The sequence below is a fragment of the Xenorhabdus sp. XBWT genome, assembly GCF_059072735.1.
The window spans coordinates 3,728,157-3,753,731 of record NZ_CM180990.1 but is presented as its reverse complement, the minus strand read 5'-3'; the positions used below and the strand labels follow the sequence as shown (position 1 = coordinate 3,753,731).

Genomic DNA, 25,575 nt, shown 5'->3' with positions numbered 1-25,575 from the left:
GATAATAGTAGCTAGAATCGCCAACAACTGCCCCCAAGTAAAACTTTTATAGTGTCAAAAGGCAAGCGACAAACCAAAAACCAGAATAATATTCCAAACTAATTTTTAAAATTAGTGATTATTGTTATCTATCATTGAATACACACTATATGATTTGTACTTTTTCCAGTCATATTGATTAATAAATCATTTTTTCCGTTTTGTTACCATTTAATTCCATGTAACTTATTATTTTTTATATAAACTATTTTTTAGATGAAACGATAAGTCTAGATATCAATAGAAAGCTAAAAGTAGAACCTTTTCCTAATACGCTCGAAATGTCGAGATGAGTATTGTAGTGATGCAGGGCATGTTTCACTATCGCAAGCCCCAGCCCACTACCGCCCGTTTGCCGCGAACGTGCGCGATCTACGCGGTAAAAACGTTCTGTCAGGCGTGGTAAATGTTCCGCACCAATCCCACCGCCATTATCCTCCACCTTAAACAGCGCTCCCTGAGAGACACTTTGCCAACTCACTTCAATTCTTGTTCCCAAAGGAGTATGGTTGATGGCGTTATAGACAAGATTCGACATAGCACTGCGCAACTGATCTTCATTTCCAAAAACTTTCAGTTTTTTATCGATATTAAACACAATATCGTACTGATTATTTCCCAAGGTTAATGCTTCTTTCCGCAATAAAGTCAAGAAAGCGGGAACATCAACAATCTCATTCATGTCAACTTGTGGTCCTGCTTCAATTTTGGAAAGATGCAGCAGTTGCTTAACCAGACTGTCCATTCTCCAGATTTGCTCCTGCATGGTACTGACAGCTTTCTGGCTGGCTTTACTATCAAGCTCTTGATCCTGCATCATCTCTAAATAGCCTTGAAGCACGGTGAGCGGCGTTCTTAACTCATGGCTGACATTGGCGAAGAAATCCCGTCTGGCGTTTTCCAACAATCTTTTTTGAGTAATATCACGCGCCACCATCAATAACTGCTTTTCTGAATAAGGCATGAATCGAAACTCCATCATATTTCCGTTATTCAGCTCAATGGATAAAGGACGGGAAAAATCATTTGCCATGATATAGCGGCTGAAATCGGGGTAACGAAGTAAATTGAAAATATGCTGACCATTATCATCCGGCCAGCGAAACCCAAGTAAATGTTGGGCTAAGCGGTTACACCAGAAAATGTTACCTTCCGTAGTAAGTATCACGATGGCATCCGGCAATGATTCTGCGCCACTGCGAAACCGTTTGATCAATAACGCGAGTTCACGACGCCGTTTACGATTACGCTGTTGCATCTGATAGATACCATAAAAAATAGGCTCCCATCCCCCTCTCCCCGCAGGAGGTAACGAACTGCGATCCAGCCATAGCCAATCGGATAACTTCAGCAAGTTATAGCCATGCCATCCCAGTGCCAGAAATAGTGCAATAACGAGTAACCATGCCAGATGACCGACAAAAAGAGACAAAATGACCGCAGGCAGACAAAAAAGCACAAGGCCCCAGACCAATTTTTTCCAAGATAAACGCTCAAGCACACTATTTTCTCCAGCATGAAAACATTATTACCCGAAACTTCTATTACCCTAAACCACCCACTACTCAGTTACAGTCATTCAAACCAACATGACCAATCAACAATAAACGAATTCAGCACCGTCAATAACGGGTAGAAAAACGATATCCTGTGCCACGAACAGTCTGTACCATTTTGTCGTGCTTACCGACTTCTAAAGCCTTACGCAAACGTCGGATGTGCACATCAACAGTGCGATCTTCCACATAAACATTCGTTCCCCACACATAATCAAGTAACTGCTCGCGGCTATAAACCCGTTCTGGATGAGTCATAAAAAAGTGGAGAAGTTTGAACTCAGTTGGTCCCATTTCCACATTCTGCCCCTGACTGGAAACACGATGAGATGATGGGTCCAGTGTTAACCCATCCATATCAATAACCTCATCAACCTCCATAGGCGATATTCGCCGAAGAACAGCTTTAACGCGAGCAACCAATTCCTTGGGTGAAAAGGGCTTAGTGATATAATCATCAGCCCCGATATCAAGTCCACGCACCCGATCTTCTTCTTCTGCGCGTGCTGTTACCATAATGACAGGGATTGTTTTGGTATTATTATCCCTCTTCATTTGCTTAATAAGTTGTATTCCCGAACCTCCGGGAAGCATCCAGTCTAATAACACTAAATCGGGATAAGGTTCTGATAATCTCCCTATTGCCATATCATAATCTTCGGCTTCAACGGCCTGATAACCGTTTTGTTCCAGTACAAAACAAACCATTTCACGAATCGGTACTTCATCTTCAACTACCAAAATACGTTTAACCATGGTTGATCCTGCCAATATCATTGAAGTCAGAAACATTCACTTTGTGTCATTATGAGTCAATTTTATGACAATTTTATGAAAACCCTTATACCTCAATTATCAAGCTGCAAACTCATTCACAGTGAATGCATTACGTTTTTGTCATATTTCAATTGTAAATGCGAATTTGCTCGAAAATTCAATTATGGAAATCAAATTGCGCAGGACATCCCTTATACACCCATTATAATTAACGCTTATCATGGGTAAGAGAGAGCATAGGTGATAAAATATGCGAATCATTCATACATCGGACTGGCATCTTGGCCAATATTTCTTTACCAAGAACCGTGCTGCGGAACATAAGCATTTTTTACAGTGGCTTATTGAAAAAATCATACAACATCAGGTTGATGCATTAATTATTGCTGGAGATATTTTTGATACAGGTGCCCCTCCCAGCTATGCCCGTGAACTTTACAATAAATTTATCGTAGCGCTACAGCCTACAGGCTGTCAGCTAGTCATTCTCGGGGGAAACCATGATTCCGTCGCTACGCTCAATGAATCAAAAGCCCTGCTTTCCTACCTGAATACGACGGTGATTGCCAGCGCTGAACCCGAAAGCACAGAACAGCAAATAAAGGTACTGAATAATAAGGATGGTAATCCGGGGGCAGTTCTCTGTGCGATCCCCTACCTTCGTCCACGGGATATCATGACCAGTCAGGCCGGGCAGTCTGGCATTCAAAAACAGCAAACGTTACAGGATGCCATTACCAAACACTACCACCAACTTTATCAACAGGCCTGTGCATTGCGGGAACAACTTGCTCAATCCTTGCCAATCATTGCTACCGGGCATCTTACCACCGTGGGCGCCTCTACCACGGATTCTGTTCGTGATATTTACATCGGCACTCTGGATGCTTTTCCCGCACAGGCATTCCCGCCTGCTGACTATATCGCACTCGGGCATATCCACCGTCCGCAGGTCATCGGAAAATCAGAGCACATTCGCTACAGTGGCTCCCCCATTCCCCTGAGTTTTGATGAGGTAAATCAGGAAAAAAGTGTGTGTCTGGTTGACTTTAAGGCAGATAAACTCGGGAGCATTACACTCTTGCCGATTCCGCGCTATCAGCCTATGCAGCTTATTCGTGGCAACCTTACGCAAATAGAAGAACAATTGCAGGCGTTCAAAGAGTATCAAGGAGAACGTCCTGTTTGGCTTGATATTGAAGTTGCAACCCAAGATTATCTTCACGATATCCAAAAGCGCATCCAAACCCTGAGCGAAGGGTTGCCTGTAGAAATTATCCTGCTACGCCGCAGCAAAAGCGCCCGTCAACTGTCATTGTCTGAACAAAATAAAGAAACACTCACTGAACTGAGTGTGGAAGAAGTTTTTGAACGGCGTCTGGCACTGGCCGAAATGGACGATCTTTCTCAAAAACAACGCCTGACTACCCTGTTTAAGCAAACGCTGGATGATATTTCTCAGCACTAACAAAAAGAACAAATTCCATGAAAATTCTTAGCTTACGACTGAAAAATATCAATTCCCTGAAAGGAGAATGGAAAATTGACTTTACAGCAGAGCCATTTGCCAGCAACGGATTATTTGCCATTATGGGTTCAACCGGCGCGGGCAAAACCTCCTTGCTGGATGCCATTTGTCTTGCTCTCTATCATGAAACACCACGATTAGAGACTATTTCCACAACCCAAAATGAATTAATGACGCACCATACTGCCGAATGTCTTGCTGAGGTGGAATTCGAAGTCAAAGGTATCGCTTATCGGGCATTCTGGAGCCAACGCCGTGCCCGCAATAAAGCTGATGGCAAACTTCAGGAGCCGAAGGTTGAATTGGCAGATAAAAAAAGCGGTAAGATTTTGGCAGATAAGATCCGGGATAAAAAAGAGAAAATTGCCGAAATAACAGGTCTGGATTTTAGCCGTTTTACTAAATCCATTCTCTTATCACAGGGGAATTTTGCCGCATTCCTGAATGCACAAGATAAAGATCGGGCAGACCTTCTTGAAGAACTAACTGGAACAGAAATTTACGGCATCCTGTCCCAGGAAATTTATCAGCGCCATAAAGAAGCACAATCTGAACTCAATATTCAGCAAGCCAAAGCATCTTCTATTGAATTGCTCACACCAGAACAGCAACAAGCATACCAAAGCCAACAACAGCAGCTTATTACAGAAGAAACCCAGCTCAGCCAGCAAATAAAAGCATTACAAATAGCTGAACAGTGGCTTTACCGACGCAATGAACTTCAACAATCACTGTCACATAATACGTCACTTTTGCAACAGGCTGAGCAGGCTATTCAGGTAGCACATCCCCAATTACAACAACTTGCAGACAGCGAACCCGCAGAAAAAATCCGCTCATTATGGGATGCCCAAAATCGTACTCTTGATGAAAAACAGCGGCTTATTGAGCAACATACAAAAATAGAAAATGAGCGCCGGCAGCAGCAAGCATTACTGCAACCTGCGGAACAGCTATTGGTTCATTCAGAAAAAACGCGGGAAGAGCATCAACAATTTCAAAATCAGCAGGAAAAGCTCATCTCAGAGCAAGTAATGCTACTCGATCATAAAATTGATATTCAATCAAAAGAACGGCTGGCACTTGAGAAAGAAATAACCAGACAAAACCGCGAGTATTCTGACATCCTAATCCAGTACCAAACCACGCAAGATCATACAACCACACTGAATAAAGAGCAGAAAAAGCTGGAGTCCTATTACGAGCAACATCCCTATTACCACAATTTGGACAGCAAGCTGGCTGAATGGAAGCAATTAATTACCCGTCAGCAAGAACGACAGACGAAAATAAACCAATTCACGCAAAATACCCAGCAAATTACCCGAGAGATCACTCACGAAACCGATCATTTAAACAAGCTGAATGCAGAATTGGCTAAACAGCAAGAACAAAACCAAATATTGCGCAATAACCTTATCAAGGTTGAAAACCAACTCACTGTTTTGCAACAAAAGCATCCGTTGGAACAGTTACAGAAAAATATAGAAAATTATCAGAAACAACTGACATCACAGAATCAGCTGGAGATCTTGCTGCCCCAGATCCAGCAATTAGACAGAGCGATCGCAGACGATCAAACCAAACTAATACAATCTCAGGAGTGCCTCAAACTCTTGCCGGATCAGATCGCTACTGCCAACCAACAATTAGCAGAAAAACAGCAACATTATGACGATCTCGACAATCGTATACGCTTAGAACAACGGATTGTCAGTCTGGAAAAAGAACGAGCACTATTAAAAGAAGGGGAATCCTGCCCACTTTGTGGTTCAACTCACCATCCCCTAATTAGTGAATACCAGAGTATTGCCTTGCCGCAGTCAGAGGAACGATTGAAAAGCCTGCGCCAACAAATTGGGCAACTGCAAGAAAATCGGACAGCGCTACAGCAAAAACAGCAGATCCAGCAACAACATTGCGAACAATTGCAGCAAAATATCGCGCAATTCAACGATACATTGACGGGATTCACTAAACAGTGGGAGCATCATTGCCAGTTATTACAGTCCATTGACTTACTGATGGATACAGAATCGGTTAATCACTTTATCAGCCAGCGACAATTCGCTTATCAGCAATATCTGAGCCAACAGCAAGCACTTTCGCAGGCAGAAAAAATCTATCAAACAGCGGAAAAAACGCTAACCGCCAACCGTGAACAATCTCAAACATACGAAAAGAATATTGAACTGGCTAAATTCAAGCTGGATACCGCTCAAAAAAAATTGTCAGAAAAAACTGCAGAGATTTGTCAGACAGAAGCTGATTATGCGGTAACAGCACAACAATTAAATACTGAATTGCAATCGACGCCTTTCACACTGCCTTCTTACCAAGAAGCAGAAAAATGGCTGCAACAACGTGAACAAGAATTAAAAAATTACCGCGATTCACGCGAAAGATGGCAGCAACTACAAAAAGAACAAGCAGCCCTGCAAAGCCAACTCAATGAATTGGAAAAGCAAAAAAATAAGCTTGCCATCCACCTTCATGGCTTGAATGAGCAACAACAGCAACAAAAACAGTTATTGGAGCAAACCCGTCAGGAACGTCACAATTTATTTGGTGAGCAAACCATTACTGACGTTCGTCAGGGCTTACAACAAAAAACCAATGAACTTGAAACTGCTCACAAACAGGCTGCTTCTCACTTACAACAATTACAAAATAAAATGAGCCAATTAACTGGCGCTGCCAGTGAAATTGAAAAAAGCCACACCTCAGCTGAATCCAGCCATAAACTTGCCGTTAACCACTTCCAGTCCGGATTAGCACAACAAGGTTTTCTTGATCAACCATCCTTTGAGCGTGTTTTATTGGAGCCGGAACAACGGGAAAAATTGCAACAGTTACAAGAAAAACTTGAACAACAACAATTGCAAGCCAGAACCCGACATCATGGATCTGAAGTTGCATTACAGCAGCATACGGAAACACAGCCGCAATTGTCTGAGCAGTATGAGGCCGAGCAATTATTAACCATGCAGACCGGGGCTGAAGCTAAGTTAAAACACAATAACCAGCAACAAGGCGAGGTCAGAATCCTGCTCAACAGCGATGCAACCCGCCGACAGCAACAACAACAGTTACTGGCGCAAATCGCACTCTCACAACAAAATTATAATGACTGGAGTTATCTCAATAATCTTATTGGTTCCGCTGATGGCGCTAAATTCCGTCGTTTTGCCCAAGGGTTGACATTAGATCATCTTGTACATCTGGCAAATATCCGATTGGAAAAATTACATGGTCGTTACTACTTACAACGTAAAGATGACGGCGGGTTGGAATTACAAGTTGTTGATATCTGGCAGGCGGATGCAGTTCGGGATACCAAAACCCTTTCCGGTGGGGAAAGTTTTCTTGTCAGCCTTGCCCTTGCTCTCGCCTTGTCTGATCTGGTGAGCAACAAAACACAGATAGAATCTTTGTTCCTTGATGAAGGTTTTGGCACACTGGATCCTGAAACTCTTGATATCGCTCTGGATGCTTTGGATCACCTTAATGCGTCAGGGAAAACTATTGGGATAATAAGCCATGTAGAGGCATTAAAAGAGCGTATCCCTGTTCAAATTAAGGTAGAAAAAAATAATGGATTGGGTTTCAGCCAATTAGCGCCAGAGTTTCGGGTTTTGACTTAATTACATGAATGACTAAAGTTTGGCAATCATCTGAACGATCCAATTGCCAGAAGCTAAAAAAACAACTTTGATACGATCGAGACCTCATCCACCACCATCTAATTTGGGGCTAAAATAAAATATCGTCAATAACGCGAATGAGATAAATACAGGGTCCCCACATGTGGGGAAAAAAAGACAGTCAGTCAATGGCAAAAGGGAATTCAACATGAGCTGATGGCTAGCCACTGTTACAGCTGCTTCGTGCAAAGATCGTTAGCTGCGAGGCTCATTTTGACCTATATCTGAAGGAATGTGGGTGGCGATTTAACACTCCGGGGATAAAAAACAATTAACTCTTTTAAAACAAATAGTTAAGTGAAATATTTAGCTATTATCTAGGACAGCCCCAAAAAATTTATTTTTTGTTGAAAATACTATTACTCATACTATACTTTTAGTATAAGTAATATTTAAAGCATCAACTATAAACATTCACATTTAAATAGGTTTAAATCTATACCTTTGTGGAAAGTAAATCCTATTAAATAAAACTAAAAGACGGAGAGTAATCTATATTTATAATAAATAAAAAACCTTTTTGATAAAATCACATAACGCATTATTGTTAATATAAAATAATGAAATCAACACTTAGCTATAAAACTGGTAATTCATTATATTATTTAATCAATTCATTACTAAAAAACACACAGGTTTAATTTTATGAAAAATTCATTCTCTATAGAAAATAGGTTAGAAACCTTCAAAAACATCACCAAAATCCTGGCTGGAAAACTGGATGACAACACCATTAATAATATTAAAGAAAAATTATTAAACTTTAGTATGGGTAGTTATTCGGGCACCGCATATCTAGATAGTGATATTTTTTACACAACTCTTGAATTATCTCTTGATATTGAAAAAAAATTTAAAGGGGCAGCTTGGGGAGTAGAATCATTAGGTATATCAAGCTTTGATGGTTATATTCTAGCTGATATTGACACACTTATTGAAGAAGGAAATAATTATATTATAGGTGATACGGCAGGTGGAGTTTCTATAACCTTTTTAAATTCATCGTATTTACCTGTTGGGTATTTTGAAGGAATTGGAAAACCAATGATAGGTGTAGGTAAAGGTAGCGGTCATTGGTCTTAATAAATTTAAAAATTATTATTTTCTCGCTCGCTTACCGACGCGCTGGTTTTTGAAATCCATTGGGTATATATTTTTTATTTTCAAGCTGCAACTTTATCAGATGCAGCTTGAAATTTATTGAGTATAATTATTTTTTATACTTGATAATATAAAGATCTTTTGTCGATACATATCCCGTCGGGCTAGCATAAAACCCTCCAATATAGGTCTTTACCATTCTGACATTAACATAATAATAAATAGGTATCACTGGAGATTCTTGGGTAATAAGATCCAGCCCTTGCTGCTGGTATGATTTATTATTAAACTCTCCGGCTTTTTTAATTAAAAAATCGTAATCACTATTCTCGTATAATGCTGTATTTTTGACTTGCCCTGACTTATACATATCTAAAAATGTCATTGGGCTATTATAATCCGCAATCCAGGCTCTTCTGATCACTTCGAACTTTCCTTGATGCATATTATCTAGCATTACTTTCCATTCTTGATTTTGCAAAGTGACATCAACGCCAAGGTTCTTTTTCCACATAGAACTCACTGCAATAGCAATTTTTTTATGCGATTCATGAGTATTATAGAGAAGGTTAAATTTCAGAGGGTTATCTTTGCCAAATCCTGCTTCATTCAGCAACTCTTTTGCTTTGGCAATACGCTGCTCCTGTGTCCACGAAGCATAATCTGGTTCTGTAAAATTCACCCCTCCGATATTTGGTGGCATAATCGTATATGCCGGTTTCTGTCCCTGCCTTAACACTTTATATGCAATAACTTCTCTATCTACGGCTAAGTTTAGTGCTTGTCTTACTTTAATATTATCAAATGGTGGTTTCTTGTTATTAAATTCGTAGAAATAGCTTCCAAGCTTAGGTGATATATTTATTTGGTCATTCATTGTTTTTTTCAATGATTCAAAAGATTCTAATGAAATTGATTTAGTGAAATGTATTTCTCCCGATAAGTAACGATTTAAAGCCCCCTTTTCCGAACCGGTAACAAGATAAGTGACTTTATCTATAATTGTATTTTTATCATCCCAATAATGAGAGTTTCTTATACCAATAACTCTTTCATTGACTCTCCAATCAGACAATTTAAAAGGTCCACTACCGATAAAATTTTCTGGTCTTGTCCATTTATCGCCATACTTTTTTATTGCCTTCTCATTAAGAGGGACCATAACAGAATGGGTTAATATCTGTAGGAAGTCGCCCTTTGGTCTTTCCAATTTGACTTCTATCGTCATATCATCCAGTGCCTTAATACCCAACTCTTCCCTTTTCTTTTTACCTCTGAGTACATCGTTAGCATTAATAATAGCCGCATCACCAAGATAGCTACCGTAAGGCGAAACAATATCTGGGGTAACTAAACGCCGCCAACTAAACACCACATCATGTGCTGTAATGGGTGTACCGTCTGACCACTTGATCCCTTTTCTTAAATGGAAAATCCATGTTTTATTATCTTCAGTTTCCCAACGCTCCGCCAATCTCGGTTCAATATTGCCTTGCCTGTTAGTAGAAACTAATCCGTCAAAAAAATCGTGAATGATATCAAATTCAGTATCGCTGGAAACTTTATGGACATCCAATGAGGCGGGTTCTGAAATATTATCACGCACAATTTCCTGTTTATCAGCTAATTGCATTCCCTCCGGGACAACCGCTGCATAAGATAGTGAGATATTCCCCCATATTAATGCAATGACACAAGTTAATAGTTTTATTTTTTTAATATTGGTGATTTTTATCATATTTTCACCCTCCATAATTGTATTTATTCTTATTTATCCAAATTAGAACTTTGATAACTTATCGATACCTATAATTATAGCCTGTTAAAACAGGCTATACCTATCGTCTTTCAAGTTGCCGCTTTGTTGGTTGCGCTCACTCACCCCGGTCACATAGTTATCTATGCTTCAGGGGATTAATGAAAGGCTCCTGCCTTTCACCGGAGGCCAGCCTTTGGCTGGGCAAATTCGTTCCCGACGAATTTGTCATTCCCTTGCCGTCGCGCTGCATCTTGAAATCCAATGGGTATATAATTTATTTTTAATGTTTAATAATATAGAGATCTTTTGTAGAAACATAATCCATTGGGCTTACATAGAACCCACCAACATACGGTTTAACCATGCGATTAATAACATAATGATAAACAGGGATCACTGGCATATCATTATTGAAAATATCCATCGATTTTTTATAATAAGCCGTGTCATTAGTTTCACCAGCTTTAATCACCATATGGTCAAAATGACTATTTTCATATAGCGGTATGTTATGGCTGCTTCCTGTCAGGAAAGTATCCAGGAAAGACATTGGGCTATTGTAATCTGCTGTCCATGCGTATCTGACAACATCAAATTTATTCTGGTGCATATTATCCAACATTACTTTCCACTCCTGGTTTTGTAAGTCGGCCTGAACACCAAGGTTCTTTTTCCACATGGAGGTGACGGCAATGGCAATTTTTTTATGTGATTCTCTCGTGTTATAAAGCAAATCAAATTTGAGGGGGGTTTTCTCGTTAAAACCTGCTTCATTCAAGAGTTCTTTGGCTTTTTTAATCCGCTGTGCTTGTGTCCATGAAGCATATTCTGGCGGGGTTAATGTGATCCCACCAATATTGGGCGGAAGAATACTGTAAGCGGGAAGTTGCCCCATTCCCAATATCTTTTCAGCAATCACTTCTCTATCAATGGCTAAACTTAATGCTTTTCTGACTCTGACATCATCAAATGGCGGTTTTTTGGTATTAAAGACGTAATAATAAGTGCTTAGCATCGGGTCAATATGAACCTGATTGCCCAACGTTTTCTTTAATGATGTAAAGGAGTCCAAAGGAATGGTAAAGGTAATATCAATTTCCCCTGCAAGATAACGGTTTAAGTCTGATTTTTCTGATACAAGGGCAAGATAAGTGACTTTATTGATTATTGTGTTTTCATTATCCCAATAATGAGTATTCCTGATACCTATCACGTTTTCATTCACTTTCCATTCAGATAATTTGAATGCCCCGCTGCCAACAAAATTATCAGGATGCGTCCATTTATCACCGTATTTTTGGACAACCTTTTCGCTAATAGGCACTAAAATCGGATGGGTTAACATCTGTAAGAAATAAGCCACTGGTTTATCCAGCTTTACTTCCAGAGTGGAATTATCCAGCGCTTTAACACCAAGTTCTTCTGCTTTTTTCTTACCTGACAATATGTCATTTGCATTAGTCACGTGGGCAGTGCCGAGATAGCTACCATAAGGCGATCCCATTTCTGGATCAAGCAATCGACGCCAGCTAAACACCACATCATGAGCAGTGATGGGGATGCCATCAGACCATTTTGCACCTTTTCTTATATGGAAGATCCACGTTTGGTTATCGCTGGTTTCCCAACGTTCCGCCAAACGGGGAATAATTTTACCTTTGTTATCGGTGTAGACCAAACCATCAAAAAAATCATGAATGATATTCAGTTCAACATTACTTTCTACTTTATGTACATCCAAAGAGGCGGGAAAAGAGCCATTATTACGTACAATCTCTTGTTTCTCAGCCAATTGCGTGCCCGGTGGAACAACGGCTGCATAAGATGGAATAATATTTATTAATAACATTCCTATCGAACAGGTAAGAATTTTAATTAATTTATTTTTCATTAAACCTGACATGATTTTTTTCATTTTTTGAACCTCCGTTAATTGATTTTTTGCTATTACATTACGCTACCATTTTATTTTAAATATGACTTGAATTAACTTTATTAAGTAATAAGAGCCTGCTTAAATAGGCTCTTATTACTAAAGATTAGTGTTTTATAATATAAAGATTTTTTGTCTTAATACCTCCCAGTGAATCAATCTCTACACCACCAACATAAGGTTTGATTAATTTAACCCGCATATAATAGTAGACTGGAATGGCAGGCATATCTTTATTAAGAATATCAATAGCCTGTTGATAATCGGCCGGATCATTAGTTTCATCAGCTTTTAAAGCCCATTTATCAAATTCCTCATTTTGATATCTCATATGATTATTCGTATTTCCTGAAGTGAAAATGTCTAAAAAGCTGGTCGTATTATTATAATCCGCATTCCATGCATATCTCGTCACTTCAAAGTCTCCTTGAGTCATACTCACATTCTGTGTCTTAGATTCCTGATTTTGTAAAATGACGTTCACATCCAAATTTTTTCTCCACGTCGAGCTGGCAGCAATGGCAATTTTTTTATGGGCATCAGAGGTGTTATACAGCAGGGTAAGCTTGAGGGGATTCTTTTCGTTAAAGCCCGCCTCATTCAGTAACTCTTTCGCTTTTGCAATACGTTGTTCTTGTGTCCATGAAGCAAATTCAGGATGTTTTAAATAAATCCCTCCGGTGCCAGGCGCTACCACATCATAGGCGGGCTTTTGACCATTACCCAATACCTTGTCAGTAATAATGTTTCTGTCCACGGCTAATGCCAGTGCTTGCCTGACCCGAACATCATTAAATGGCGGTTTTTGCGTATTGAACAGATAATAATAGACTCCAATAATGGGCCTGACATGGAGTTGATCGCCATATTTCTCTTTAATCAGAGGCAGGAATTCTGATGGCCCACCATTGGATATATCAATCTCACCTGTCAGATAACGGTTAAAATCAGCCTTATAATCTGACAATGGCAGATGAGTTATTTTATTAATGACGGTATTTTTATCATCCCAATAATGGGAATTTCTGACACCGACAATTTTTTCATTCACTATCCATTCAGAGAGTTTGAAAGGGCCATTACTGACAAAAAATTGTGGCTGCGTCCATTTAATACCGTGTTTTTTGACAACTTTTTCACTGACTGGAGACATGGACGGATGTGCCAACATTTGCAGAAAACCTGCTTTGGGCCTGTCAAGTGTAATTTCTATTGTTTCGTCATCCAGCGCTTTGACACCCAGCTCTTCCGGTTTTTTCTTACCTGATAGCACATCTTGTGCATTTACAATTTTAGCTTGAATAAGATAGCTACCGTAAGGAGAGATGGTGTCAGGCGTGACCAGCCGTCGGAAAGAGAAGACCACATCATGGGCTGTAACCGGTGTACCATCAGACCATTTAACTCCTTTTCTTAAATGGAAGACCCACGTTTTATTATCTTTGGTTTCCCAACGTTCAGCCAAAGCGGGGATAATATCCCCTTCATTATCCGTATCAATCAAACGTTCAAAAAAATCCTGTAAAATATCAAATTCGGAGCTAGATTCAGATTTATGTGGATCTAAAGAACCGGGTTCGGAAAAGTTATTGCGAGTTATTTCTTGCTTATCCGCTAATTGAACATTGGGGGGAATAACAGCAGCATAAGATAATGTTGTACTTCCCAGTATTAGACTGATAGAACAGGTTAATACTTTGGCAATTTTATTTTTTATTAGCCTTGCCATCGTTTTCTGCATATTAATCGTCTCCATAACTGTTTCTGTTATTTAAATAATCATTACATTTATCACTATCACCTTATAATCATCATCGGCATAAATATTACTTAATTAAATAATATCTTCTATTAATTAGCACTGTCTATAAAAATGAGTATGGGTTAAATATATAAGAGCAACGCATAATAATAATTATCGTTGCTCTTATAATCTGGATCAAACACCGTTACAGTATCTTTGATCTATTTATTTTAGCTACCGCGATCTGCGTTAACTTTTACCGTTGTCACATTATTTTGCACCGATATCAATAATCCGATCCTGTTTAGGATATTGAATTGGCGATTTTTCCGTGAAGTATTTAATTACGGCATCTACATCAGGTACGCTATATACCGGATCGGTGCCTTCTTTAAATACAGAGAAGCTACTGCCTCCCGTTGCCAGATATTCATTGGATGCTACGCGGTATTTCGCTTTCATATCAACAAGCTTACTATTGATTTTCATCGAGCTTGCAATCACGCGATTTCCCACAGGTTTGGTGCTATCCCATAAATATTGGAAGCTGTGTGATATCAACAAAACTTGCGGACGAGTACGATCCCATTGTTGTTCCAGTAGTCGTTTGATCTGCTCGCCAGTCAGTGTTTTGGTCACCATCATATTGGAAAAAGGCTGGACGGTATAAATCGCGTTATAAGTTACGTCTCCTGCATCCATCGGTGCGCGGATACCACCATTATTGACGAATGCTATCTCTGCTCCGCCATGCTCTTTGGCTGTAGTGGCATATAAATGCGCATCAGCGATCACTTTGCCCAGCGCAGATTCCCCGCTATTTGTGCTCTCTTTAGTCAGGTTGCTTTCCAGTTTACCGATAACGCGGTTTGCCAGCGGCGTAGCTATTTTTTCGTAGGATGACAGTAATTCACTGATTTTGGGATCTTTGACATATTTACGGTTATCAACCCAAATATTTTTAGCTTTGAAATCCACCACATCTTTTGTATTTTTATCCAATTTCAGATCCAATCGGGTCAGCAATGCACCATTGGATTCGGCAGAAGTCACTGATTTGCCGTTAATGACACAGTTATACGCCTGATGGGTATGACCGCTGATCACAAAATCCACCTCTTTATCCAGATGGCTGACGATCTCCAGTATTTTACCAGTCACGTCATTACAGGCGTTAACATCAATTTTCCCGCCGTCACGTTTCTGTGCTGCGCCTTCGTGGATCAAAACCCCTATCGCTTTCACGCCTTTTTTCTGCAATTCCGGCACCAGTGCGTTGATAGTTTTCACTTCGTTGGAGAAAGTCAGCCCCTCTGTGCCTTGCGGTGTCACAATGGCAGGAGTACCTTCCAGTGTCAGCCCGATAAAGGCAACCGGAACACCGTCAAATTCTTTGATAACGTATTCAGGGAACAGTGTTTTTCCTGTTGCGTTGACTGTGACATTGGCAGACAGATATTGGAAATCCGCCCCCTTAAACGGTTTTGGTCCCTGACAGCCTGTCACCGGATGACAACCGCCATTCTGCTTACGCAACAGCTCATCCTTGCCTTTGTCGAATTCATGGTTACCGACGGAAGTCGCGTCCAGTCCGGCAAGAGATAAGGCTTCGATACTGGGTTCATCATGGAACATGGAAGAAAGCAACGGGCTGGCACCGATCATATCCCCTGCCGCAACAACAACGTTGTTCGGGTTCTCTTGTTTCAGCTCTTTAATCAAAGTTGCCAGATGCTCAATGCCGCCCGGCTGGTCAGGGCCGGGGGATTTCAATGCTCCATGAAAATCATTCAGGCCCAGAACCCGGACATCCACGATATTTTCTGGATCATGGACGGGTTTGGTTGCACATCCCACTAACAATGCTGCGCCAATCGCAATCGGAAGTAATTTATATTTATAATTCATTTTGCTATCTCTTATGTTCAGGCTTCGGACAATCAATCACTTCAAAATTCTTGCTATAGCAGATATAGAATTCGTCACGACTAATCTGAATATGTCTACCTTTCAATACAGGATTATATTCTTGCAGGAATTGGATCAGTTCTTCATTGGAAGGACGGCCTTCCGGCAGAACTAATTTGTTGAAAAGTTCCTGCTGTTTGCTGAAATAGTTTTTAGCAGTATCAAAGGCACAAACACCATGCTTTTCCCATTCCGCTTGCAGCAAATCTATGCCGGGAGAAGTGCATAGGTAAGGTTTGATGGTTTGGTAATCCAGTGCTGGCAAATCACCTTTGCACAAACGCGGGTGTTTTCGGATATCTGACCAGTCGCGGCACTCTTCCATGGATTTCCCATCACAGGTTTCCGCCCATAAGCCATGCAGTATCCAGCCAAATTTATTATCAGAGAAACATTGCAGTCTGAATTTTTCATATTCACTCTGCGCTTTATCTTTCTGATTCTCGTGTTCCAGGCGTTTTATTTTGTTTCTTTTGTAATCACAAAATGCAGGGGAATAGTTAACTGCCAACTTAAAATAATCCGTTGCAGACTGATCGTTCTGACCATAATGATCAGTTTTGGCATCATAATCGTAATTGACCGTTGGCTGTTCTGGCACTACACAGGCAGCACCTCCTACCAGATTGGTTTGTGCTCGCAAGGGTTCACTGCTTTCAGGCGAAGTGGCACATCCCGCTGACACCAATGCCAAAACGAATGGTAACAGCTTTAGAAAAAAAACAGATTTTAGAAGATACATAGAATCAATCCATCATCAGATAAACAATCTGCCTGCCCCCGATAAGACCGGAAACAGGCATCAGGACAGCTAAGGTTTATTTTTTCTCTGTCAGATCAATTTGATATATTGCAAAACCGATATCATCATTTTTCAGGTATTTCACTGGATATTGAGCGTGTTCTTTAATAAATTTCGCCGCTTTTTCTGATGGTGAAGTTTCAAAGCGGACATCCAGTTTTTTATCAGTCTTGATTGGCAGGAATGACCAGTTTTTTTCAGCCTGTGTTGATACTACGCCTTTCTCTTTGGTGACTCTGGAAATGTAAGAAGCCAGGATGGTACGGTTCTCATCCGGTGAAGCGAATGCGATGTGATTTTCACCTGTTCCCGCGAATTTACCACCGTAACCACGGTAGTTATTGGTGGCTACCAGGAATGTAGCTTCCGGATCAATCGGCTTGCCCTGATAGGTCACGCCTTTGATGCGATTCGCACCTTTATTGGTAAGCTGGCAATCAGTGTCATATTTTGCCGGCTGGGTCAGGTCTACCTTATAGTTAACACCAGTAATGGTGTCGAAATTATAAGTACGGAAACCATCCCAATTCAGCAATTCCTGTGGCTTGGTGGAATTTGGATCGATTTGGTTAAACATGCCCGCAGAGCATTCCAGCCATTCAACAACATCTGCACCTGTTGCTTTAACAACCACCAGCGTATTTGGATAGAGATACAGATCCGCCGCGTTACGAAAAGTCAGATCCCCTTTTTCCACTTCCACAAAATCAGCCGGTGCATTTTTGCGCCCGCCTGCTTTGAAAGGTGCCGCCGCCGCCAGAACAGGAATTCCGTCCAGATTTGGATCTCCCTGAATAAAGCGTTTGGTGTAATCCACTTGAGCATCATTGACGATCTGAACAGTGGGATCGCTTTGGATCAGTGCCAGATAGCTGTACATGTTGGCAGAGGCTTTACCTATAAATTTACCCACGAAATCCCGGGTTGCCTGATGATCTTTTTCGATGATGGAAGCCAGTTTGCTATCGCGCTCAACCAAGGCTTTTTTCTGTATTTTGTCAAAGATAGGGCGGGCTTCTGCTTTGGCCGATTCAACTTTCCATTGGCCACTGTCATTATTGATAACCATATCAACAACACCCAGATGGTCGCCCCACTGACCCGGCATCACGGCAGGAATACCGTTGATCGTTCCGTTGGCAACATCAACGCCCTTGACCTCTGCATATTCTTTGCTTGGGAACACGCCATGGGCATGACCAAACATAATGGCATTGATGCCCGGTACTTCACTCAGATAATAAACAGAGTTTTCTGCCATCGCTTTATAAGGTTCTTGGGAAAAACCGGAATGCGGAATAGCAATAATCAGGTCAGCGCCCTCTTTTTTCATTTGAGGCACGAATTTTTTTGCTGTTTCAGTAATGTCGTCAACAGTGACTTTGCCATCCAGATTAGCTTTGTCCCAGATGCTTATCTGTGGCGGAACAAAACCGATATAGCCAATTTTGATAGTATGCTCTTTGCCATCGCGGCTTTTTACCGGAGTATCAACGATAATATAAGGAGTGAAGTAGTTTTTGCCGGTTTTGGCATCCATGATATTGGCGTTGATATAAGGGAATTCGGCACCGGCAATGGCCTGTTTCAGGTAATCCAGACCAAAGTTGAATTCATGGTTACCAAAGTTGCCTACGGTGTATCCCATGGTGTTCATCAATTGGTGGGCAGGATGAACATCCCCTTGTTTCAGGCCTTTTGCCGCCATGTAATCTGCCAGTGGGCTACCCTGAATCAAGTCACCGTTATCAACCAGAATCGCATTGGTTGCTTCTGCTTTCGCCGCGTTGATTAAGTCCGCGGCACGAACCAGACCAAATTGCTCAGTGGATTTATCTTTAAAGTAATCGAAATCCATCAGATTGCTGTGAATATCTGAGGTTTCCATTACCCGCAGATCAACTGTCGCCGCATTCACATTAAATGCCACCAACATGGACAATGTTGATACTCTCAACACATTCTTCATCATGCTATGCCCTTTTATAGAATGATTATGGGAGAATCCCCAGTGAGATTCTCCCTATGGAATTTTGCTTAATTAAAAAGACAAACGGACTCCTGTTCCCAAAATGGTTTGTTTTTTATCTTTGTATACCGGATTGTCACTACGGGCATCATCATATGCCATTTCAATAAACAGAATCAGGTTATTGCTCTTAGAAACTGCAAAACGTTTGTCTAAACCAACCGTGTAAGTTTGTTTTTGATAGTTAAATGTATTGGCGTCACCATCGCGCAGGTAATATCCCGCATACATACCACTGCCAATTTTATCCCAATGCCACTTTACACCCAGACCGTAAAGGTTGGCTTTCCAGTCACCTTTGACAGATTTGCTCTGTAGCTTTGTATCACTTTCTTCTTGATACACTAATCCTGAATTTTCAGAACGAGCCAGACCATAATCCAAGCCAATGGAAAATTCACGTCCAGGGAAATAATATTCAACACCGAAAGCCAGCAAACTATCTTTGGGTGAAGCCAATCCCGCATCGACGGTACTTTTTTCTTTACTTCCGTCTGATTTTGAACTCTCTCCTGTTGCCTGAGAATAACCAGCATTGGCTACTAAGCCGAAATCTGATTTATAAAAACCGACCACCGAATAAGCGTTGCGAATATCACCGTGATTGCGTTCGTTATCAGAGCCTGATTTACCGCTGTAGGTTGCAGCGAGATGAAAACCTTTATAACTGTTAGTTTGGAAGAAAATAGTTTGAGGTAAGCGAGTGAGGAAGTTATTTCTCCCAACACCGTTTTTGCTATAACCTGTAGAACTACTCAATACATCGCCAAAATAAAATACTCCGGTATTGCCATAGCCGTAGCTGGATTTTTTTACCCAGTCGATAGGAATATAAGTACGACCGACTCTCACTTCACCAACGTCACGATGAGAAGCGCCGATATAACCGACACGGTTATACATTTCAAAGCCCGTCTTATTATTTTCACTATTGGATTTTTGGGTATCAGAACCCCATTCCATTCTGCCGAAGACTTTAATGTCTTTGGTCAGCTCATGGTTAGCGTTAACGCCGATACGACTACCATCATCTTTAATACGAATATCACGATCGCCGCTGGTTACCGTTGTTTTCATACGGAGTTCCCCAGTCAGATCTACCTTCGTTCCCTTGTCATTATACACAGTAACTGCATTGGCACTACCAGATATAACCAGCAATCCAATTAAAGCGGCTAACGGCTTTATGCTTCCCATAAATAAGACACTCACAAAATATTAAATTTAATAATTTGATTTTCTTTTAGGCAAAAAACCTCCCTATCGCAGAACAGGCTGCAATATATTCAGGGCAATAGATACCCGTCACGATTTTTCGCAAAAAGAAAATCGCTCAAAAAAATGACAAATTCTGAATACTATTTGAAACTATCTTTTTCTTTATTACAGCTTCCCGTTGAGAGTTTTATCAACACAAGGATGACGTCAATAATCAAAATGAGATGTAACAAGGTTTCGTTTTATTTTTAACCAATAAAGCGCTTGAAGAATTAAATTTAATCCCTTATATACGCTGACTCAGTTTATTCCACCTATTAATAATAACCTAAAAAAACCGTATTTTTCGTGAAGAAATCCACATTAACAAAAATATAGAGATTAATTATTACAATATTATGTGATTTTTATCACACAACATTACCGCAATCGTTTTTATCACGCATATATTGATAAAAAACAGATAAAAGTATTTGTTTTTCATGTCATTAAAAACAATTTGATTCAGCAGATTTTTATCATTTATTATTTTATTTAATAATTGCTTTTTTATCATCGAAATTATTAATAATTTTAAAGTTAGATATAACTCTTCACATGTCAATAAGTAAATATATTTTCCGTTATCTATAAAGTCTCCATTATAAATATGATGCATTGATTGATTTATTATTCTCATTATTATACGTAACATGGGAAGTTAATTAATGGTTAAGGTTAAAAATCTCACTTAAGTTAACCTTTAATAAAAATTTTACTTTTTCACAGAGAGGAAAAGTAAGCATTTATGTCCAGAATATCTGCAACAGTACAGATTTACAGAGAGAGGCTTTTATTATGATTATTCATATTTCAAGTTGCGGTTTGGTCGACCCTTTTTCACTCTGCCCACAACTTGAAATCTATTGAGGATATCGAATTCGGATAATTTTAACCGATTCCTATTAGCACTGACAGGAATACGCGGCTATTCCTGAGGCCACAACCAAGCGGCACCACGCACACCACTGGAATCACCATGCACAGCTTTTCTGATCGGGGTTGCACACTCTCCGCCAAAAACCCACTCTTTCACTAGCTCCGGCAACGTTTGGTAAAGACGAACAACGTTACTCATTCCGCCGCCCAGTACAATCACATCTGGGTCCAGTAAGTTGATCACTTGTGCCAAAGCTCTTGCCAAGCGTCTTTCATAACGACACATTGCTAATTCTGCAAATTCATCTTCCTGTGCCAAAGCTTCCATAATTTCTTGCCCTTTTTTCTTGACACCACTCAAGCGGAAGTAGTCGGTCATGAATCCGGTTCCCGATACAAATGTTTCGGTACATCCCTGCTTACCACAGAAACAGGGGACTTCAGCCTGATATGCCCGATCTTCCTCATCCATCCACGGCAACGGATTATGCCCCCATTCGCCAGCCAGACCATTGCCACCCGCGTGTGCGCTGCCATTAAATGCAATCCCGGAGCCACAACCCGTGCCAATAATAACAGCAAATACCACCGGCATTCCGGCTCCTGCGCCGTCAGTGGCTTCTGACACCGCCAGACAATTCGCATCATTGGCGATACGTACTTCTCGTCCCAGCAAAGCAGCAATATCTTTATCCAATACCTGACCATTCATCCAGACTGAATTGGCGTTTTTTACTTTTCCCGTAAAAGGTGAAATCGCACCCGGTATACCAATTCCGACGGTTCCTTGCTGTCCTGTTGCCTGTTCTGCATCAGTGATCAACCCAACAATCGCGGCCAATGTTTTCTGATAATCATTACGGGGGGTAGCCACCCGCTTACGAAACAATTCTTCACCCTGATCGCCTAACGCAATCACCTCAATCTTAGTTCCACCGAGATCAATACCTATACGCATAACTTACCTTTTCTATTTAAAGCCTAATGAGGCCGGCTCTTAGTGTGATGATGCTTTTTTATTATATGAAAATAAGGAAGTTATTATATGAAACTGATGAAGTTCTAGGGCTTCGTCACATGATTCGTTATTATGCACCCTTATGTTTTAAGATGACCTTTGTCACGATGCGCAATAATATAGGGTAACTGCATGTTATGGTTCAAAAATTTAATGATTTACCGTTTAAACCGAGAGATTTCTCTTTCTGCGGATGAACTGGAAAAACAATTAAGCCCATTGGCATTCACCCCGTGCGGTAGTCAAGATATGATGAAAACGGGTTGGGTTTCCCCAATGGGTTCCCACGGTGAAGCGTTGACTCATGCTTCCGGCAATCAGATCTTAATCTGCGCTCGAAAAGAAGAAAAAATGCTGCCTTCCCCTGTAATTAAGCAGGAATTACAGTCTAAAATAACCCGCCTGGAAGGCGAACAGCACCGTAAGCTGAAAAAAACAGAAAAAGATTCTCTGAAAGATGAAGTGATCCATACCTTGCTGCCAAGGGCATTCAGCCGTTTCAGCCAGACCTATATCTGGATCGATATCGTTAACAATCTGATTATCGTAGATGCCGCAAGTGCAAAGCGTGCTGAAGACAATCTGGCATTGCTGAGAAAAACGCTGGGATCATTGCCGGTCGTTCCCCTGACATTTACCGATCCTATTGAACTGACTTTAACTGAATGGGTGCGTTCCGGTCATTTGCCTGCGGGTTATGCCCTGATGGATGAAGCTGAGCTAAAAGCCATTCTGGAAGAAGGTGGAGTCATCCGCTGCAAGAAACAAGAATTAGTATCAGATGAAATTGCGACACACATTGAATCCGGCAAATACGTCACCAAACTGGCATTGGATTGGGAAGAACGCATTCAGTTTATGCTGTCAGATGATGGTTCTCTCAAACGGATCAAGTTCAGCGAAACCTTACGTGACCAAAACGATGATATCGATCGTGAAGATGTCGCCCAACGGTTCGATGCCGATTTTACCTTGATGACAGGTGAATTAACTGCACTTATTAAAAACACCATTGATGCGCTGGGTGGTGAAGCGGAAAGATAATAACTGACGAACTGCCTACAACGGTCATATCCATTGAGGCAGTTCGACGAAATAACTCTCGCTGTTTTTCAGTTGCCTGTTTTCAACAGCCCTGCCATCTCAATTAGAAGCGGTAAACCAAACCAACACCGAAGACATCATCAGTACTGATATTAGCCTTTTTGGTGAAATCATTGTCTTTCAACAAATTGAATTGGTATTCAGCATAAGTGCCCATATTTTTATTGAAATCATAGGAGGCACCGATTGAAACATACTTCACCAAATCTTCCGAACCCTTGTCTGTCAGTATTATCTTGTCAGCCAAGTCCTTGCCCAGATCTTTACCCTTGGAATAGACAAAAGCAACGGATGGGCGCAAACCAAAATTAAACTGGTATTGCGCAGTCAGCTCGATGTTTTGGGTTTTATTGGCAAACATGGTGTGATTGTCTACAGAACTGCCAAATCTGGTTAAGTTACGGGTTTCACCGTACATAGCCGCCAGATAAACATTGTTCCGGTCATATTTGGTAGAGACGATCCATGCTTCCGCTTTGTTCCCTTTAGCCAGAGGCTTAGCGTTATCAGCACCCAGTTTTTGTGCTGAAGTACGGTTAGAATTGCCATAGGAAGCACCAATACTGATACCATTACCAAGCTCATAAGAGCTGGAAAGACCAAAACCATCCCCGTTCTGTCTTGAAACATCACTACGGCTATTTCTTGTTCCGTTATCATTCCTTGCTTGATACTGCAAAGCAAATTTAAAACCATCTACCAAGCCGAAAAAGTCTGAATTACGGTATGTTAACAAGCCTGTCGAACGCCCCATCATAAAGTTATCCGTCGCAGCCATAGAATCCCCACCAAACACAGGCAACGCATCCGTCCATGAGTTGGCATCATAAACCACCCCCATATTACGTCCATAATCCAGTGAACCGAATTTGCTGTATGTCAGGCCAGCGAAAGCATAACGGGTTCTGGTATTTTTACCGCTTTCCGTTTCCACGCCATTCGCTCCCATATTGAATTCCCAGCGTCCGTAACCGGATAATTTATCCGTAATTTGGCTTGTACCTCTGATACCTATACGACCGACAGAACCATCACCATCCTGTGATTTTGCCTTGGAGAATGTTCTCTGGACATCTGCCTTTCCATATAAATCAATCTTATTACCATCCTTATTATAAATTTCAGCGGCATTTGCTGCCCCAGTAATGAGAAGTACCGGAAGTGCCATTGCTATTGCGTTGTGTCTTATCATTATCGTGTCCTCATTGGTATTGTTATTTTCGCCACCGCTAAAAAACGCACATCCCAAGAAAAAATTTTCTGGAATAAAGAATCAGGGGAGCGGAATGTTTTACACGTTTCGTTATTTAAATGTTAAATTTGTAACGAACATTGAAGATACTAAGATTTAATGAAACTTTTTGCTAACAAAACTTGGCAAAAAATGCCGTCCTGTGAAGAATGTCACATCATAAAGAGACGCTAAATAACTATATATCATTAACTATCTTAATTAGTTATTTAAAACAGTAAGTTAAAATGTTTAAATAAAATAATAAAAATTCTTATTCATATAATAAATGGAGTATTTCTACGTTAATTTATAATTTTTACTCTATTTATAATGGACTGAGTAATAATAATTAATTGATATTGTTGACAAGCACCTTTAAGTTCTGTATTTGATGAAACGTGATTTAGTTCTTCCATTTAATTTAAATAAATAAGTTATGTTTCTTAATGGAATCACGCCAGTGCCGTACAAATATTAACAACTTATAAGGTGCTAAAATGGCAGAAAATCCTTCACGTCCACGAGGCCGTCCCACAATTCCAGAACAGGAAATATGGCATAAAATTCATGAAGTCACACTTTCACTCCTTATTAATCAAGGCTATAACAAAACAACCATGGATGTAGTTGCTACGAAATCCGGTATTGCCAAAAAAACACTCTACCGTTTTGTCAAAAATCGAGAAGATCTGATTAAGAAAATTGTCATGCGCTGGACGGATAATTTCATTCCTGTCTTTAAGAGAAAAGCAAATAATTCCCGGCAAGTTCTCAATCTATTGAAATTATATTTAGCTGAAATAGCTGATAAATCATTATCTATCGATGCCGTAGGCTTATTTAAATTATTACAATCCGACTTTCCTCACCGTGAAACATTTTTAGATAAATATCAGCAAAGTGGTATAAAAAGGAGTCATAATATTCTGGCTAATTGGCTTGAACTCCAATATCAACAAGGATTTCTGAAAAAAATGGATTTTTATATCATCAGTGAATTGGTGATTTCGATGGTTATTTCAGAACCACTCAGGCAAATGGCATTGGGCATCCTTCCTCCCCTGCCAGAAACGGATATCACGCCACGTATTCGTGCAGCTCTTACATTACTGGAACACGGGATTGTAGAGAAATAGTCATTAT

Annotated in this window: 16 protein-coding genes and 1 pseudogene; 6 read left to right on the top strand and 11 right to left on the bottom strand. The window is 40.4% G+C overall.

Features of this window, described 5'->3' with window-relative positions; all coding sequences use genetic code 11:
• Window positions 1-244: 244 nt before the first annotated feature.
• Window positions 245-1,540 (bottom strand): phosphate regulon sensor histidine kinase PhoR, encoded by a 1,296-nt coding sequence (gene phoR, locus AC5JQI_RS16345; RefSeq protein ID WP_493912931.1) that lies wholly within the window; start codon window positions 1,538-1,540, stop codon window positions 245-247.
• A 121-nt stretch (window positions 1,541-1,661) separates the two neighbouring features.
• Window positions 1,662-2,351 carry a phosphate regulon transcriptional regulator PhoB gene (phoB, locus tag AC5JQI_RS16340; RefSeq protein ID WP_275384425.1) on the bottom strand — a complete coding sequence of 230 codons (690 nt, stop codon included), beginning with the start codon at window positions 2,349-2,351 and terminating at the stop codon, window positions 1,662-1,664.
• Between the two features lie 271 nt (window positions 2,352-2,622).
• Here phoB and sbcD point away from each other — a divergent pair, with 271 nt between their 5' ends.
• The 4 genes and pseudogenes from sbcD (at window position 2,623) to AC5JQI_RS16320 (ending at window position 8,687) form a co-directional block, all read left to right on the top strand.
• Entirely contained in the window at window positions 2,623-3,840 is a 1,218-nt protein-coding gene (sbcD, locus tag AC5JQI_RS16335) for an exonuclease subunit SbcD (RefSeq protein WP_493912930.1), read from the top strand.
• Between the two features lie 17 nt (window positions 3,841-3,857).
• Window positions 3,858-7,544 carry an AAA family ATPase gene (locus AC5JQI_RS16330; protein ID WP_493912929.1) on the top strand — a complete coding sequence of 1,229 codons (3,687 nt, stop codon included), beginning with the start codon at window positions 3,858-3,860 and terminating at the stop codon, window positions 7,542-7,544.
• 263 nt (window positions 7,545-7,807) lie between these two features.
• Window positions 7,808-7,905, top strand: a pseudogene (locus AC5JQI_RS16325) (IS1595 family transposase); the annotation flags it as partial.
• Window positions 7,906-8,249: 344 nt separating this feature from the next.
• A complete protein-coding gene (locus tag AC5JQI_RS16320) occupies window positions 8,250-8,687 on the top strand; it encodes a VapA/VapB family virulence-associated protein (RefSeq protein WP_493912928.1) in 438 nt (145 codons plus the stop codon).
• 127 nt (window positions 8,688-8,814) lie between these two features.
• On the opposite strand, the gene AC5JQI_RS16315 is transcribed toward AC5JQI_RS16320, so the two are convergent.
• From AC5JQI_RS16315 to mak, 8 genes are all read right to left on the bottom strand, one after another.
• The gene (locus tag AC5JQI_RS16315; protein ID WP_493912927.1) at window positions 8,815-10,443 is read right to left on the bottom strand and encodes an ABC transporter substrate-binding protein; all 1,629 of its coding nucleotides are present in this window, start codon (window positions 10,441-10,443) and stop codon (window positions 8,815-8,817) included.
• A 301-nt stretch (window positions 10,444-10,744) separates the two neighbouring features.
• A complete protein-coding gene (locus AC5JQI_RS16310; RefSeq protein WP_493912926.1) occupies window positions 10,745-12,379 on the bottom strand; it encodes an ABC transporter substrate-binding protein in 1,635 nt (544 codons plus the stop codon).
• A 124-nt stretch (window positions 12,380-12,503) separates the two neighbouring features.
• On the bottom strand, window positions 12,504-14,153 hold the full coding sequence (locus AC5JQI_RS16305; RefSeq protein ID WP_493912925.1) for an ABC transporter substrate-binding protein: 1,650 nt from the start codon (window positions 14,151-14,153) through the stop codon (window positions 12,504-12,506).
• A 258-nt stretch (window positions 14,154-14,411) separates the two neighbouring features.
• On the bottom strand, window positions 14,412-16,049 hold the full coding sequence (locus AC5JQI_RS16300; RefSeq protein WP_493912924.1) for a bifunctional metallophosphatase/5'-nucleotidase: 1,638 nt from the start codon (window positions 16,047-16,049) through the stop codon (window positions 14,412-14,414).
• A 4-nt stretch (window positions 16,050-16,053) separates the two neighbouring features.
• Window positions 16,054-16,851, bottom strand: a complete 798-nt coding sequence (locus AC5JQI_RS16295) for a ribonuclease T2 family protein (protein ID WP_493912923.1) — start codon at window positions 16,849-16,851, stop codon at window positions 16,054-16,056.
• Window positions 16,852-16,927: 76 nt separating this feature from the next.
• Complete coding sequence (locus AC5JQI_RS16290) at window positions 16,928-18,883, bottom strand: bifunctional 2',3'-cyclic-nucleotide 2'-phosphodiesterase/3'-nucleotidase (protein ID WP_493912922.1); 1,956 nt, start codon at window positions 18,881-18,883, stop codon at window positions 16,928-16,930.
• A 69-nt stretch (window positions 18,884-18,952) separates the two neighbouring features.
• Window positions 18,953-20,137 (bottom strand): porin, encoded by a 1,185-nt coding sequence (locus AC5JQI_RS16285; protein WP_493912921.1) that lies wholly within the window; start codon window positions 20,135-20,137, stop codon window positions 18,953-18,955.
• 988 nt (window positions 20,138-21,125) lie between these two features.
• Window positions 21,126-22,034 (bottom strand): fructokinase, encoded by a 909-nt coding sequence (gene mak / locus AC5JQI_RS16280; RefSeq protein ID WP_493912920.1) that lies wholly within the window; start codon window positions 22,032-22,034, stop codon window positions 21,126-21,128.
• A 192-nt stretch (window positions 22,035-22,226) separates the two neighbouring features.
• Between mak and rdgC the strand changes: the two genes are divergently transcribed.
• Window positions 22,227-23,138, top strand: coding sequence for a recombination-associated protein RdgC (gene rdgC / locus AC5JQI_RS16275; protein WP_493912919.1), 912 nt, complete (start codon window positions 22,227-22,229; stop codon window positions 23,136-23,138).
• A 103-nt stretch (window positions 23,139-23,241) separates the two neighbouring features.
• Here the strand turns inward: rdgC and AC5JQI_RS16270 are convergent, their stop codons facing one another.
• Entirely contained in the window at window positions 23,242-24,390 is a 1,149-nt protein-coding gene (locus AC5JQI_RS16270; protein ID WP_493912918.1) for a porin, read from the bottom strand.
• Between the two features lie 539 nt (window positions 24,391-24,929).
• On the opposite strand from AC5JQI_RS16270, the gene AC5JQI_RS16265 reads away from it, so the two are divergent.
• Window positions 24,930-25,568, top strand: a complete 639-nt coding sequence (locus AC5JQI_RS16265; protein WP_493912917.1) for a TetR/AcrR family transcriptional regulator — start codon at window positions 24,930-24,932, stop codon at window positions 25,566-25,568.
• Window positions 25,569-25,575: the final 7 nt, after the last annotated feature.

Bases quoted from the DNA above. Each gene is read 5' to 3' on its own strand.
- phoB (WP_275384425.1), bottom strand. From the start codon at position 2,351: ATGGTTAAACGTATTTTGGTAGTTGAAGATGAAGTACCGATTCGTGAA.
- sbcD (WP_493912930.1), top strand. From the start codon at position 2,623: ATGCGAATCATTCATACATCGGACTGGCATCTTGGCCAATATTTCTTT.
- AC5JQI_RS16330 (WP_493912929.1), top strand. From the start codon at position 3,858: ATGAAAATTCTTAGCTTACGACTGAAAAATATCAATTCCCTGAAAGGA.
- AC5JQI_RS16320 (WP_493912928.1), top strand. From the start codon at position 8,250: ATGAAAAATTCATTCTCTATAGAAAATAGGTTAGAAACCTTCAAAAAC.
- AC5JQI_RS16315 (WP_493912927.1), bottom strand. From the start codon at position 10,443: ATGATAAAAATCACCAATATTAAAAAAATAAAACTATTAACTTGTGTC.
- AC5JQI_RS16310 (WP_493912926.1), bottom strand. From the start codon at position 12,379: ATGAAAAAAATCATGTCAGGTTTAATGAAAAATAAATTAATTAAAATT.
- AC5JQI_RS16305 (WP_493912925.1), bottom strand. From the start codon at position 14,153: ATGGAGACGATTAATATGCAGAAAACGATGGCAAGGCTAATAAAAAAT.
- AC5JQI_RS16300 (WP_493912924.1), bottom strand. From the start codon at position 16,049: ATGAATTATAAATATAAATTACTTCCGATTGCGATTGGCGCAGCATTG.
- AC5JQI_RS16295 (WP_493912923.1), bottom strand. From the start codon at position 16,851: ATGTATCTTCTAAAATCTGTTTTTTTTCTAAAGCTGTTACCATTCGTT.
- AC5JQI_RS16290 (WP_493912922.1), bottom strand. From the start codon at position 18,883: ATGATGAAGAATGTGTTGAGAGTATCAACATTGTCCATGTTGGTGGCA.
- AC5JQI_RS16285 (WP_493912921.1), bottom strand. From the start codon at position 20,137: ATGGGAAGCATAAAGCCGTTAGCCGCTTTAATTGGATTGCTGGTTATA.
- mak (WP_493912920.1), bottom strand. From the start codon at position 22,034: ATGCGTATAGGTATTGATCTCGGTGGAACTAAGATTGAGGTGATTGCG.
- rdgC (WP_493912919.1), top strand. From the start codon at position 22,227: ATGTTATGGTTCAAAAATTTAATGATTTACCGTTTAAACCGAGAGATT.
- AC5JQI_RS16270 (WP_493912918.1), bottom strand. From the start codon at position 24,390: ATGATAAGACACAACGCAATAGCAATGGCACTTCCGGTACTTCTCATT.
- AC5JQI_RS16265 (WP_493912917.1), top strand. From the start codon at position 24,930: ATGGCAGAAAATCCTTCACGTCCACGAGGCCGTCCCACAATTCCAGAA.